This is a genomic window from Allobosea sp. FW305-C-101 (genome assembly GCF_058783685.1).
On sequence record NZ_JBYSYT010000001.1, the window covers coordinates 1 to 12,973 of the forward strand.

Genomic DNA, 12,973 nt, shown 5'->3' on the forward strand with positions numbered 1-12,973 from the left:
GAGGAAAACCCAAAGCGGGAGGCGGCGGGTGAAAAGCCGCTTCGGGTCCCAAGCTATGAGCGCTTGGTGGCGGAGATTAACTCCATCCACGAATTCGATGTTCATGCATGCCGCTATGGTCTCGACGCCGCAAGAAAGCGCTTCGCGATGGTCCAAAACGGCGTCGACGTCGAGCGGCCACTTCAGCGCGTTGAAATCGATGAATGGCGCGTGAACCTGCAAACCCTCTGCGCAGATCTCGGGATCCTCGATAAGCTTTCAGACAAGCTGCAGTCAGAGATCGCAACCGCTCGTCCGTGGCTATGCGCTGCCCTGGATAGCGCGACATCCGTCTGTGTTGGATTCAAGCTCGGCCTCACACCGACGGCCGAGCTTGCGTTGGACACTCTCGAGATGGTGGTGACACCGAAGGCGCCGTACGCCTTGGCCGCCGGCGCGATGTGCCGAGACGACTTCTATGGCTCGCCCGAGCGCATTGTTCATGATCAGGGGGCCGCTTTTCTGTCCCTGCGATTTCGCCGCGCGATCATCGATCTCGAAGCCGACGCGGAAGCTCCGCCAGCCGGAATTCCGTCACTTCGGGGGCGCATCGAGCGGTTCTTCAGAACAGCAGGTACGCAAGCGCTTTGCCCGTACACCGGCCGGACTTTTGAATCGATCGCGGCGAAGGGTGATTACGACCCGGTCGCCCGAGTCAGCCTGACCTTGCATGAGCTCTGCGATGTCATCACCCGGTGGGTGCTCGACATCTACCACAACACTCCGCACGCCGGTTTGAAAGGAGAAACACCCGCCAACTGCTGGAAGCGGTTGGTCAAGGCCTATGGGATCATTCCATCGCCTGATCGCCACCGTCGTCGTGCCGTCTTCGGTGTCAAGCGCGATTGCTGCTTGACGCCCAAGGGCGTCAACTTGTTCGGCCTCCACTTCAATAGCCGTGAGTTGCAGGAATTTCGCCGCCAGCGAGGTGATGTCACCCTCGAGGCCCGCATGGACCATATGGACCTCGGTCACGTCTCCGTCCGCCTCGAAGATGGCGGTTGGCTCGCGGTTCCGAACGTACGGCCAGGCTTCGACGACGTCCCATTGAAAATTTGGCGCGCGGCGGAGGCGGATCTTCGGCGGCGATTCAAGGCTGAGGCGGCGGTTGCGGATGGGATCGTCGCCAAGGCGATCAAGGATGCCTGGGAGCTTGGCAGGGCGGCCGCTGCCCGCGTGAGTATCTTCTCCACTCGGCCAAGCACCGAAGAGCTGGACTACGCACAAAAGGAGCTCGGGTACGGCTTTGGTCGACCTGCGCAGCTGCCTGACGGCGCCGCGCCACTCGTCGGCAATCTGCTCGCGGGGGCGATTCCGACCGGGACCAGCGAACTCGCTGTGCCTTCAGCTGTCGCACCCAAAGCCAAGACCCGTTCATTTAAGATTACGGATTGATATTTCCATGACCTATAACTCTGACCTCATTGAGGTATTCCGCGTTTCGCTTTCAGAGCAGCAGAAAATCGTTTTGGCGGCGCGTGAAAAGCTGAAAAACAAGCATATCGAGACGGAATGGGATCCTGAGCTCAGGCGCAAGTTCGATACGCTGATGCGTTCCGTTCTGAGCCAGCGGCAGTCTGGCAGCGAGCCAGCGCACGCTCGGCATGAGGGGCGCTGCCTCTTCGTGAGCGGGGAGGCCGGAACCGGAAAAACCGCATCTCTCGAGCGGCTTTTTCGAACACACCCCATCCTTCAGCCTCGGGGAGAGCATCGCTCTCCCTTGCTCAGGGTGATCGTGCCAGCTCCTTGCACCTTAAAAACGCTCGGGCGAGAGGTGCTCAGAGCACTGGGCTACCCTCTGGCTCGGGAATTGGCGGATCACATCATCTGGGCCCGCATCCTGGAGCTTCTACCCGTTGCCGGTGTGCTGATCATCCATTTCGACGAGACGCACAATCTCACGGACAACGCCAACGTGGTCCAAATGGACAACATCAGGAAGACCTTCAAGACGCTGATGGTCTCGTCCTGGCCAGTTGGCCTGATCATTTCGGGCTTGCCCAGCCTGACCCCTGAGATGCGCAAAATCGACGAGATTCGCCGTCGTGGCCAGTTTGTGTCGGTTCCGCTGCTAAGGCTGCCCGACGACAATGAGATGGTCGGAGGCATCATCTGCGGCCTTGCGGAGGTGGTTGGCGTCGCCATTGGCGAAGACGCGGTCGAGCAGATCGCGCCTCGGCTGATCCACGGCGCCTTGCACCGCTTCGGGCTTGTGATTGAGCTTATTCACGAGGCCGTCGAGCTGGCCCTGTTGGACGAGAAGGCGCTTTCGATCGAGCACTTCGCCACTGCCTACACAGACCGAACCGGCTGCGGCGCGCTGATGAACCCATTCGTGGCTCCAAACTGGGCTGATCTCGATTGCTCACAGGTCCTGGTTGATGAGCCGCCAATCGAGCCCGTCCTACCGATTGACCCGCCGCGTCGTAGTGGTCGCGGTCGCAAGAAAGGAGGTCGCTCATGAGCGGCCTCTATCCTTCGCTCGAACTGCGGACCGGTGAGTCACCGGCGAGCTTCCTGTCACGGCTGGCACTTCTGCACCGCGCCCAGAGCCTCAGCGTGTTCGCGCTCGATATGGGTTTCCAGCACCAGCACATCGTAGACGGAGATCGGGCCGCGTTGAGCCGACTTGCCACCGTCTCCGGTGCTCCGGCCGAGCGGCTCTTCGATCGGGCCATTGTCCGTGAGCATGACCATTATCTCTATCGCGGGCAGACCTTCGTCAGATCCTCCCTTCGACGAGCGCGAGTCGCGGCCTGCCCCCGCTGCCTGGCGGAGGATCTCGGCGATGGCGCCAGTCCATGGCAAGCGAGCGGCCGCAGCGATTGGCTGTTTCAACATTACCGTGTTTGTCTGAAGCACCATGTGCGGCTGGTGGAGTTCGGCGAGGTCAGCAACGACCAGACCACTCATGACTTTGCCCGGAGAATGGCACCGCTCGTCGTCGATATTCCGACACTCGCTCAAGAGGCAAAGCCGGGCGATCCAACGGAGTTGGAGCAATATCTTGAAGCGCGTCTGACTGGCGGCGCCGGCCCCCGCTGGCTCGACAGCCTGCCATTCTATGTTGCCTGGAGAACCTGCGAAGTGATCGGTGCCGTAGACCGCAACGGGCGCGATGCGCCCATTCGCGATCTGAGCGAAGAGGACTGGCGACATGCCGGCAGCCGCGGGTACGCCATTGCCGCCGGCGGTCCTGCCGATGTTCGAGCGTTCTTGCACGATCTCTGGTCGACAAGCAGTTGCGCCAGGCAAGGCGCCTCCGGCCCTCAGGCCTGGTTTGGGCAATTCTTCAAATGGCTGTACGCGATGAAGGGCGATCCGAACTACGACCCGGTTCAAGCCATCGTCATCGACTTCGTCGCTGACGTGGCCCCTGTCAGCCCGGACGACAGGCTCTTCGGCAAGCAAATTGTTCAGGAACGATGGCTGCACTCGGTCTTCACGGCGACCCGCGCAAGTGGAATCCATCACAAGCGCCTCAGGAGGGTGCTCCGCGCGTCAGGCGTGTTGCCGCCCGATAGCGACCACCTCAGCGACAACTTGGTGACCTTCCGCCTGTCAGCAGGTGAGCCGATCATCGAGATGCTCCAGAACGTCATCACGCTGAAGCAGGCCGAGACCTACATCAATGCCGGGCGCGTGCACACCAAACTCCTGGCAGATCATGGCTTCATTCAGCCGGTGGAAGGGCATGACCGCCTCGAGCTAGGCGATCAGCGCTACCACCGCCGCGAGCTTGACGAATTCATAAGGCGCCTGTCCGCCAACGCTGTATGGGTTAAAGAACCTGAGGGGCCCCAGTTGACCATCGCAGCGGCGGCGAAGCGTGCCTGCTGCTCGGCCATGGAGATTGTAAAACTGATACTCGATCACCAGCTGCGCTGGGTGGGCTCGTGGACCGCGACAACTGGATACCATTCCATTTTGGTCGATGTCGCCGAGATAAAACGGCTTACGCACGGTGACTACGGTGACAATCTTACAATGCGTCAGGCTGCAGACTTACTTCGATCCACCGAGCGGGTTGTCAGCGCGCTCGCAAACAGCCAGCTGCTCGCGAGTGAGAGCCGGATCAACCCGATCAATCGATGTCCCTATATCGCCGTTCCCCGCAAATCCATCGAAGGGTTCAAAGCTCAATATGCATCGCTCCATGAGCTCGCCCGGAGTCGCGGAAAGCATATGCCCGCGTTGAAGCGGGAATTGGCAATGCGCGGTGTTGAGCCAGCTTGGCCGCCAAATCAGGTTGGTGCGTCGTTCTACGAGCGAGCCGCTATTCCGCCCGGCATCTAATCGAATCCAGGTTCGCTAGGATTTCAACCCGGCCTCAACGGCCGGGTTTTTTGTGTTTTGGGCTAAGCGATCGGCTAAGTTTGCGGAAGTACTATCCCTCTGATTGCGGAACTTTAATCCTGGAATCCAATAATCCCAATCAAATGATTTCAATAACTTAGGGTTTCTGTTGCGGAAACACTATGCCTCTCTCTTCATTGTTGTAGACGCTCCCGAAAGACGGCCGTTTTTCTCCAAAGCGCGCCTCGATGTGATCGGAAGCATGCCGCACTGATGAAAATGCCCCGCCGCTGACCGGCGGCGGGGTCCACCATTCAGAGAATTCTGTCTGCGAAAGAGCAGATCGGACGCCGTCTCACCGGCCGCCCTTCAGGCCTGAGCGGCCAGTCCTCGCCAAACTCTCCGTCATCACCTGCCGAGGAAGCGTCGCACGGCGACCTCGAAGGCGCTGATCATGTCGAAGGCTGCTCCGGCTGGCTCGCCATCATCCTTTGATCGATAACACCGCTGCTTAAGCTCTGCCCCTGAATGAGCCGCCGAATTGCGCGGTGAGACACTCGACCCTCAGGTTTGGCTCGCGGCCCGCTCCAGGCCGGACGCCTCTCCGCCGAAAGCGCGCGTCGCCCGCGCCGCCGCGGCGAGCAGCGGCCGCTTCATCTCGGCGATAAAGGCCTCGCTGATGCGTGTGCGCGGGCCGGCCAGCGTGATTGCGCCGACCAGGGCGGCGGCAGGTCCGAAGACCGGGGCCGATAACCCGGCCGTATCCGGGTCGCGATCGCCGAGCGACACATAGTGGAAGCTTCGCCGGATCGTTTCATAGGGCTCGCCCGCTTCCCCGGAAAACGCCGCAAGAATTCGTCCGCCTGACCCCGAAGACAGCGGCAGCACGTCGCCCTCGCGCACATGGTAGCGGATGGGGTGCCTGGATTCGATGCGGTAAAGGCAGGTCCGCAGGTTTCCAGCCGGTGCATAGAAGGCGACGCTCTCGCCGCTCTCCTCGGCGAGGTCGCGCATGATCGGCAGCAAGATGTCGGCGGCCGCGACAGAACGCTGGTAGATCGCCCCGAGCCTGAACGCTCCCGATCCAATGCGGTAGAGGCCATCGGGTAGCCGTTCGAGCAGATGTCCCCGGATCAGCGAGCCTGCCAGCCGCAGGATCGTGCTCTTGTAGAGACCCGTCCGGGCCGCGATCTCGGCCAGCGTCAGCGCCCGCTCCTGCGGCGTGAAGGCATTGAGGATCGCGATGGCGCGATCCAGCGCCGCAACGCCGTCCGAGGAGGCCGGCAGCGATGCATCGCCCGCCCGGCTGGTCTTGCTTGCCGCTTCGGTCTTTCCGGTCATGCGCGAGCGTTATCGGATCAGGTCAGCTTCGTCTAGATCGTTCTGTCTGATAGAATTCAATTCTGATTGACAGAACGATAATGGAATGACAAAAGCGTCGCCGGGCAGGCTCCAGATGAAGAAGCGCCATCAGGCCGACGCGACCCTGTCCCGGAGGAAGCCGGAATTCCCGGCCCAGAACCTTGGAGGAAATCGATGCTGTCTCGCCGTCATGTTCTGCTGGGCTCGCTCGCCACTGGAGCCGCCATCCAGGTGCAAGGGCCGATCGGCGCCGCTTTCGCGCAGACGCCGGCCCAGCTTCAGATGTTCGTGCCCGCGGCGCCCGGCGGCGGCTGGGACCAGACCGCCCGCACGATGGAGCAGGTGCTGCGCGCGGAGAAACTGATCAGCGGCGCCCAGATCACCAATGTCGGCGGCGCCGGCGGCACGGTCGGCCTGCCGCAGTTCATCAATCAGTGGAAGGGTCGCCCGAACGCGCTGATGATCTCTGGCATGGTGATGGTCGGTGCGATCATCGCCAACAAGGCGCCGGTCAAGCTGACGCAGACGACGCCGATCGCCCGCCTGACCGGCGAGTTCCTTGCGCTCGTCGTGCCGGCGGCCTCTCCCTTCAGGACGGCGAAGGATTTCATCGCCGCACTCAAGGCCGATCCGGCAAAGGTCCCGGTCTGCGGCGGCTCGGCCGGCGGGTCCGACCATATCCTGCTCGGGCTGATGGCGAAGTCGGTCGGCGTCGCGCCGGCCAAGCTCTCCTACGTCCCCTATGCCGGCGGCGGCCAGGCCGTGGCCTCGCTGCTGGGCAACCAGGTCGCGGCCGGCATCTCCGGCTATGGCGAATTCTCGGAGCAGGTGAAGGCCGGCAAGCTGCGCCTGCTCGCGATCTCCGCCGACAAGCGCCAGCCCGGCATCGACGCGCCGACGCTGAAGGAGCAAGGCATCGATGTCGAGCTGTTCAACTGGCGCGGTGTCTTCGCCCCGCCTGGCGTCAGCAACGACCAGCGCGCCGCAATGATCACCCTGATGGAGAAGATGGCCGGCAGCCCCGCCTGGCTCGACGAGGTGAAGAAGCGCGACTGGACGCCGATCCTGCTGACCGGCGACGCCTATGCCGGCTTCCTGCAGGAGGAAACCGCGCGCATCGAGGCAATCCTCAGGGATCTCGGCCTGGCGGCCTGATCGCCACCGGAGACTGCACCCTACAATTCGCTCAAGGACACCCGTGATGACCGATGTTCATCCGCGGCAGCGGACGCATGCGCGCCTGGCGCCGGCAGAAGCCCTGATCGGGCTCGGGCTTCTGCTTTTCGCTGGGCTCACGCTCTGGCAGACGCTCTCGATCCCGGTCTCGCCGATGTATGCCCAGGTCGGCCCGCGGGTCTTTCCGTACATCACGACGGCAGGCCTGGCCCTGTTCGCCGTGCTCCTCCTCGTGCAGGCCGCGCGCGGTGGCTGGCAGCCCGAGGAGGAGAAGGAGGTCGTGCTGGACTGGCGCGCCGTGGTCTTCGTCACTGCCGGCCTCGTCGCCAATGTCGCACTGATCGGCCCGCTCGGCTTCTCGGCCGCATCGACCGCGATGTTCGTGCTGGTCGCCCACGGCTTCGGCAGCCGGCGACCGCTGCGGGATGCCGCGATCGGGCTCACCCTCGCGCTCGCCGCCTATTTCGGTTTCGCGAGGGCGCTCGGCGTCAATATCGGCGCCGGCCTCATCGAAAACCTGCTGGGAGGCTGAGGTCATGGACACGCTCTCTCAGCTGGCTAACGGCTTTGCGGTCGCCTTCTCGCCGACCAACCTGCTCTGGTGCCTCGTCGGCACCACGCTCGGCACCGCCATCGGCGTGCTGCCGGGATTGGGGCCGGCGCTGACCATCGCGCTGCTGCTGCCGATTACCTTCCAGGTCGCCCCGGAAGCCGCCTTCATCCTCTTCGCCGGCATCTATTACGGCGCGATGTATGGCGGCTCGACCACCTCGATCCTGCTCAACACGCCGGGCGAGAGCGCGACCATCGTCACCGCGCTCGAGGGCAACAAGATGGCCCGCTCGGGCCGTGCCGGCGCGGCGCTCGCGACCTCGGCGATCGGCTCGTTCGTCGCTGGCACGATCGGCACCATGGGCGTCACCTTCCTGGCGCCGGTCGTCGTCGGCCTCGCTCTGCTGTTCGGCCCGGCCGAGTATTTCTCGCTGATGGTGCTCGCCTTCGTCACGGTCTCGGCCGTGCTCGGCTCGTCCGCGGTGCGCGGCCTCGCCGCCCTGTTTCTCGGCTTCTATCTCGGCATGATCGGCATCGACCTTCAGACCGGGCAGCCGCGCCTCACCTTCGGCCTGACCGAACTGCTCGACGGCACCAACGTCATCGTCGTCGCGGTCGGTCTGTTCGCGGTCGGCGAGACGCTCTATGTCGCTGCCCGCCGCTATGCCGGCAAGGACGAGATCGTGCCCCTGCGCGGCTCGCTCTACATGACGCGCGAGGAATGGTCGCGCTCCTGGAAGCCCTGGCTGCGCGGCACGGCGATCGGCTTTCCGATCGGCGCCATGCCGGCGGGCGGAGCGGAGATCCCGACCTTCCTCTCCTATGTCCTCGAGAAGCGCCTGTCGAAGAAGCCCGAGGAGTTCGGCACGGTCGGCGCGATCGAAGGCGTGGCCGGCCCGGAAGCCGCCAACAACGCCTCGGCCGCCGGCGTGCTGGTGCCGATGCTGACACTCGGCCTGCCGACCTCGGCGACGGCAGCGATCATGCTCTCGGCCTTCCAGAGCTACGGCATCCAGCCCGGGCCGCTGCTGCTCGACACCCAGCCAGCGCTGGTCTGGGGCCTGATCGCCAGCCTCTATGTCGCCAATGTCCTGCTCGTCGTCCTCAACCTGCCGCTGGTTGGGCTCTGGGTGCGCATCCTGAAGATCCCGGCGCCGCAGCTCTATGCCGGCATCCTGGTCTTCGCGACGGTCGGCACCTACGGCATCTCGCAATCACCGATCGACTTGATCCTGCTCTACATCCTCGGCGGCGTCGGCTTCCTGATGCGTCGCTTCGACTTCCCGACCGCGCCGGTCGTCATCGGGATGATCCTCGGGCCGATGGCCGAGACCGAGTTCCGCCGGGCGATGACGATCTCGAACGGCGACTGGACGGTGCTGTTTACCCAGCCGCTCTCCGCCGCACTGCTGGCGCTTGCCTTCACGGCGCTGTTCGGCCCGCGCCTCTATCGCCTGATCATTGCCTGGCGCGGTCCGCGCCCGGACCACGTCCCCGGCGACGCCTGAGAAGCGAGACACAAGATGACAAAGCTCCTCCACGGCCTTCGCGTCCTCGACCTCACCAATGTGCTGGCCGGCCCCTATTGCGGCTATCAACTCGCCCTGCTCGGGGCGGATGTCATCAAGGTCGAGGCGCCCCATGGCGGCGACCTTGCCCGCCAGCTCGGCGCCTCGCCCGCGCTCAACAGGGCGGCGATGGGCACCTCCTTCCTGGCCCAGAACGCCGGCAAGCGCTCCGTCGTCGTCGATCTCAAGAGCGAGGACGGCCGCGAGCAGTTCCGCGACCTCGTCGCCACGGCGGATGCTCTCGTCGAGAACTTCCGGCCGGGCGTGATGGATCGCCTCGGGCTCGGCTACGAGAGCCTGCGCGCCATCCGCCCGAACCTCGTCTATTGCGCGATCTCCGGCTTCGGCCAGACCGGGCCGATGCGGGACAACCCCGCCTATGACCAGATCATCCAGGGCCTCTCCGGGGTGATGAGCATCACCGGTACGCCGGAGACCGCGCCCTTGCGGGTCGGCTACCCCGTCTGCGACACGCTGGGCGGCCTGTTCGGCGCTTTCGCGATGGTCTCCGCGCTGCTGCGCCGCGCCAGCACCGGCGAAGGCGCCTTCCTCGACGTCTCCATGCTGGAATGCACGCTCAGCGCACTCGGCTGGCCCGTGTCGAACTATCTGACGGCCGGCGTCGAGCCCCGGGCGATGGGCAACGAGAACATGACGGCAGCGCCCTCCGGCGCGTTCGAGACCGGCGACGGGTTGCTCAACATCGCTGCCAACAAGCAGGAGCAGTTCGTCACGCTCTGCGGCGTGATCGGGCGGCCCGAACTCGCGAGCGATCCGCGCTTCGGCGAGCGCGAGGCCCGCAAGCGCCATCGCGGCGAGCTCAAGCAGGAGATCGAGGCCGCCCTCGCCGCCGCGCCTGCCGCGGAATGGGAAGCGAGGCTCAACCGGGCCGGCGTGCCGGCCGGACGCGTGCTGACGATCCCGCAGGTCCTGCAGGAGGAGCAGGTCACCTCGCGCAGCATGACGACCCGCTTCGAGGCGGGCGCCGGCGACGGCCCGCTGACGGTGATCCGCGGTGGCTTCCTGGTCGATGGCGAAGCGCCCCGGCCCATGCAGCCGCCGCCGAAGCTCGGCGAGCATAGCGACCAGATCCTGGCGGAGGCCCGCCGGCAGCGTGAGACGAGGAGGCAGGCATGAGCGACGGCACCCGCAAGGAAGGCCGCGAGCGCGGCGAGGAATGGTGGGCGACCGAGATCATCGAGATGCGGCCCGGATTGATCCGCCTGCGCGGCTATCCGATCGAGGACCTGATCGGCCGCGTCAGCTTCCCCGCGATGATCTGGCTGATGCTGCGCGGCGAACTGCCGAGCGAGGCGCAGGCAGCGCTGCTCGGCACGGCTCTTGGCGCGGCGGTCGATCACGGCCCGCAGGCGCCTTCGATCGCGATCGCCCGAATGGCCGCGACCTGCGGCGTCGGCATCAACAGCGCGATGGCCTCGGCCATCAACGTGCTCGGCGATGTGCATGGCGGCGCCGGTGAGCAGGCGCTGGAGTTCTTCGGCGCCATCGCCGCAGCGATGGATGCGGGTGAGCCGCTGGAGCGCGCCGCCACGGATCACGTCGCGCGCTTTCTCTCCGAAAGCGGCTATGTGCCCGGCCTCGGCCATCGCTTCCATCCGGTCGACCCGCGGGCGCCGCGGCTGCTGGCCCTGACGCGCGAAGCGGCCGCCGCCGGCACCGTCACGGGGCGGTTCGCCGATATCGCGGAGGCGGTCGAGGCCGCCGTCTCGCACCGGAAAGGCAAGCGCATCCCGCTCAATATCGATGGCGCTACGGCCGTCATCTATGGCGAGCTCGGCTTCCCGCCGCCGCTGACGCGCGGTCTCTTCGTGCTCTCCCGCTCGGTCGGCATCCTCGCCCATGCCTGGGAGCAATCCCAGAAGCCCGACCGCAACAAGGGGCCGCTGCCGCGCGAATGGCTCTGGGCCTATCAGGGCGCGCCGGAACGCCGGCTACCAGAGGCTTAAGCCGCGCAGCCATCACCATCAGACCCATAACCAAGAGCCATCTCGGGGGAGACCATCATGACGCAACTTTCTCGCCGCTCGTTCCTGCATGCTTCGCTCGGGACCTCCGTCACCGCGCTCGGACTCAGCCGATTGGCCAGCCCGGCGTTCGCGCAGGCGTATCCATCGGCCAATATCAGGATGGTCGTCCCCTATGCCGCTGGCGGCACCACCGATTTCGTCGGGCGGCTGATCGCAGAGGCGATAAGCGAGCAGCTCAACGGCCACCGCTTCTTTGTCGAGAACAAGACCGGCGCGGCCGGCGCCATCGGCATGAAGGACGTCGCCGGTTCCAAGCCCGACGGCTACACCGTCCTGCTCGGCGATTCCACCATGGCGGTGACGCCGACCCTGACCCCGGCGGCCGGGATCGATCCGCTCAAGATGTTCAGGCCGGTCTGCCTGATCGCGACGTTCCCTTCGGTGCTCGTCGTGCATCCGAGCGTGCCGGCCAAGACCGTCGCCGAGCTTGTCGCCTATGCGAAGGCGAATCCGGGCAAGCTGAATTTCGGCTCGGGTGGCGTCGGCACCGTGCCGCATCTCCAGGGCGAGCAGTTCAAGCTGAAGACCGGCGCGAGCCTGCAGCATGTGCCGTACCGCGGCGCGGCGGCGGCCCTTCAGGATGTCGTCGCCGGGCAGATCCAGATGCTGTTCACCGCGGCGCCGACCGCGCTCTCCTTCATCGAGGGCGGCCAGCTCAGGCTGATCGCGACGACAGGAGCAGAACGGCTGCCGATCGCCGCGCAGGTGCCGACCCTGGTCGAAGCCGGCGTGAAGGACTTCGTCTCCTCGCAATGGTTCGGCCTGCTCGCCCCGGCCGGAACGCCGGAGCCGGTCGTCGCACGCCTCAACGAACTCGCCGTCCAGGCGACCCGCAATCCGAGCGTCGCCAAGCGCATCACCGACCAAGGCGGATTCCCGCAGCCGGGCGCGCCGGAGGATTTCGCCAAGTTCATCGCGAGCGAAATCAAGACCTGGGGCGACGTCGTTCGCGCCTCGCAGGCCTAGCCGAGTCATGCGGCAAATCTCACGCCGGAGATCCGAACAATGAGCTGGTTCGCACCGCCGCAGCCGATCGAGACGACGGTCCATGCCCGCCTGCCCGACGATTTTCGGGAGCGGCGTCCAAGCGCTTGGGGCGATGCCAACAAGGGCGGGCAGGCGGTCGACTCGTTCCTGGAAGGCCCCTGCCTCGGGCCTGACGGCACGCTTTATGTCGTCGACATCCCGTTCGGGCGAATCTTCGCGATCGATTCCGCCGGGCAATGGCGGTTGGTCACCGCCTATGACGGCTGGCCGAACGGTATGAAGGTCGCGTCGGACGGCCGGCTGATCGTGGCCGACTACCGCCTCGGCCTGCTCTCGATCGATCCCGGAAGCGGGGCGATCGAGATCATTCTCGGGGCCGTCAACAGCGAGGGTTTCAAGGGGCTGAACGATCTCCAGCTCCTGCCCGACGGCTCGATCCTGTTCACCGACCAGGGCCAGACCGGCATGCAGGACCCGAGCGGCCGGCTCTACCGGCTCTGGCCGGATGGACGCCTCGACCGGATCATCTGCAACGCGGCGAGCCCGAATGGTGTCGCCGTCTCGCGCGAGGGAACCCATGCCTTCCTGGCGCTAACCCGCGCCGCCCAGATCTGGCGGGTGCCGCTCGACCCCAGCGCCCAGGCTGGAAAGACCCAGGTCTTCGCCCAGTTGCCCGGCGGCCAGTCCGGACCGGACGGGCTGGTGGTGGATCGACATGGTCGCCTGGTCGTCTGCGATCCCGGCCATGGCTGCGCCTGGGTGCTCTCGCCGCTCGGCGTACCGCTCTACCGCATCCTTTCCTGCGCCGGCCGGACGGTGACGAATGCGGCGCTTCTGCCCGATGGAGCGACATTGCTTCTGACTGAATCCGAAAGCGGGCAGATCCTGCGCGCGTACCTTCCGGATACGTAACCGCCACAATGATACCGACCGCGCGCAGGGAAT

General features: G+C 65.2%; 11 protein-coding genes. 10 read left to right on the forward strand and 1 reads right to left on the reverse strand.

All coding sequences use genetic code 11. The features are described 5' to 3' along the window. The 3 genes from AC3WMA_RS00005 to AC3WMA_RS00015 form a co-directional block, all read left to right on the forward strand. Positions 1-1,434, forward strand: a 1,434-nt coding sequence (locus tag AC3WMA_RS00005; protein WP_492283381.1) for a TnsB C-terminal domain-containing protein, incomplete at its 5' end; no start/stop codon positions are given. 7 nt (positions 1,435-1,441) lie between these two features. Then, positions 1,442-2,503, forward strand: a complete 1,062-nt coding sequence (locus tag AC3WMA_RS00010; protein ID WP_492283382.1) for an ATP-binding protein — start codon at positions 1,442-1,444, stop codon at positions 2,501-2,503. Next, a complete protein-coding gene (locus AC3WMA_RS00015; protein ID WP_492283383.1) occupies positions 2,500-4,335 on the forward strand; it encodes a TniQ family protein in 1,836 nt (611 codons plus the stop codon). Before AC3WMA_RS00010 ends, AC3WMA_RS00015 begins: the two co-directional genes overlap by 4 nt. Positions 4,336-4,899: 564 nt before the next feature. Here the strand turns inward: AC3WMA_RS00015 and AC3WMA_RS00020 are convergent. Beyond that, positions 4,900-5,676 carry an IclR family transcriptional regulator gene (locus tag AC3WMA_RS00020; protein WP_492283384.1) on the reverse strand — a complete coding sequence of 259 codons (777 nt, stop codon included), beginning with the start codon at positions 5,674-5,676 and terminating at the stop codon, positions 4,900-4,902. Between the two features lie 195 nt (positions 5,677-5,871). On the opposite strand from AC3WMA_RS00020, the gene AC3WMA_RS00025 reads away from it, so the two are divergent. From AC3WMA_RS00025 to AC3WMA_RS00055, 7 genes are read left to right on the forward strand one after another with little or no spacing between them, the layout of a single operon-like run. Further along, a complete protein-coding gene (locus AC3WMA_RS00025; RefSeq protein WP_492283385.1) occupies positions 5,872-6,852 on the forward strand; it encodes a Bug family tripartite tricarboxylate transporter substrate binding protein in 981 nt (326 codons plus the stop codon). A gap of 46 nt (positions 6,853-6,898) precedes the next feature. Further along, positions 6,899-7,405 (forward strand): tripartite tricarboxylate transporter TctB family protein, encoded by a 507-nt coding sequence (locus tag AC3WMA_RS00030; RefSeq protein ID WP_492283386.1) that lies wholly within the window; start codon positions 6,899-6,901, stop codon positions 7,403-7,405. A gap of 4 nt (positions 7,406-7,409) precedes the next feature. Beyond that, positions 7,410-8,933: a tripartite tricarboxylate transporter permease gene (locus AC3WMA_RS00035; protein ID WP_492283387.1), complete on the forward strand. Its 1,524-nt coding sequence runs from the start codon at positions 7,410-7,412 to the stop codon at positions 8,931-8,933. Between the two features lie 15 nt (positions 8,934-8,948). Further along, positions 8,949-10,130, forward strand: a complete 1,182-nt coding sequence (locus tag AC3WMA_RS00040) for a CaiB/BaiF CoA transferase family protein (RefSeq protein ID WP_492283388.1) — start codon at positions 8,949-8,951, stop codon at positions 10,128-10,130. Then, a complete protein-coding gene (locus tag AC3WMA_RS00045) occupies positions 10,127-10,960 on the forward strand; it encodes a citryl-CoA lyase (RefSeq protein ID WP_492283389.1) in 834 nt (277 codons plus the stop codon). Before AC3WMA_RS00040 ends, AC3WMA_RS00045 begins: the two co-directional genes overlap by 4 nt. A 57-nt stretch (positions 10,961-11,017) precedes the next feature. Next, complete coding sequence (locus tag AC3WMA_RS00050; protein WP_492283390.1) at positions 11,018-12,007, forward strand: Bug family tripartite tricarboxylate transporter substrate binding protein; 990 nt, start codon at positions 11,018-11,020, stop codon at positions 12,005-12,007. Positions 12,008-12,046: 39 nt separating this feature from the next. Then, positions 12,047-12,940 (forward strand): SMP-30/gluconolactonase/LRE family protein, encoded by an 894-nt coding sequence (locus AC3WMA_RS00055; RefSeq protein WP_492283391.1) that lies wholly within the window; start codon positions 12,047-12,049, stop codon positions 12,938-12,940. The last annotated feature ends 33 nt before the right edge of the window (positions 12,941-12,973 follow it).

Coding starts and splice junctions, on each gene's coding strand:
- AC3WMA_RS00010 (WP_492283382.1), top strand. CDS start 1,442: ATGACCTATAACTCTGACCTCATTGAGGTATTCCGCGTTTCGCTTTCA.
- AC3WMA_RS00015 (WP_492283383.1), top strand. CDS start 2,500: ATGAGCGGCCTCTATCCTTCGCTCGAACTGCGGACCGGTGAGTCACCG.
- AC3WMA_RS00020 (WP_492283384.1), bottom strand. CDS start 5,676: ATGACCGGAAAGACCGAAGCGGCAAGCAAGACCAGCCGGGCGGGCGAT.
- AC3WMA_RS00025 (WP_492283385.1), top strand. CDS start 5,872: ATGCTGTCTCGCCGTCATGTTCTGCTGGGCTCGCTCGCCACTGGAGCC.
- AC3WMA_RS00030 (WP_492283386.1), top strand. CDS start 6,899: ATGACCGATGTTCATCCGCGGCAGCGGACGCATGCGCGCCTGGCGCCG.
- AC3WMA_RS00035 (WP_492283387.1), top strand. CDS start 7,410: ATGGACACGCTCTCTCAGCTGGCTAACGGCTTTGCGGTCGCCTTCTCG.
- AC3WMA_RS00040 (WP_492283388.1), top strand. CDS start 8,949: ATGACAAAGCTCCTCCACGGCCTTCGCGTCCTCGACCTCACCAATGTG.
- AC3WMA_RS00045 (WP_492283389.1), top strand. CDS start 10,127: ATGAGCGACGGCACCCGCAAGGAAGGCCGCGAGCGCGGCGAGGAATGG.
- AC3WMA_RS00050 (WP_492283390.1), top strand. CDS start 11,018: ATGACGCAACTTTCTCGCCGCTCGTTCCTGCATGCTTCGCTCGGGACC.
- AC3WMA_RS00055 (WP_492283391.1), top strand. CDS start 12,047: ATGAGCTGGTTCGCACCGCCGCAGCCGATCGAGACGACGGTCCATGCC.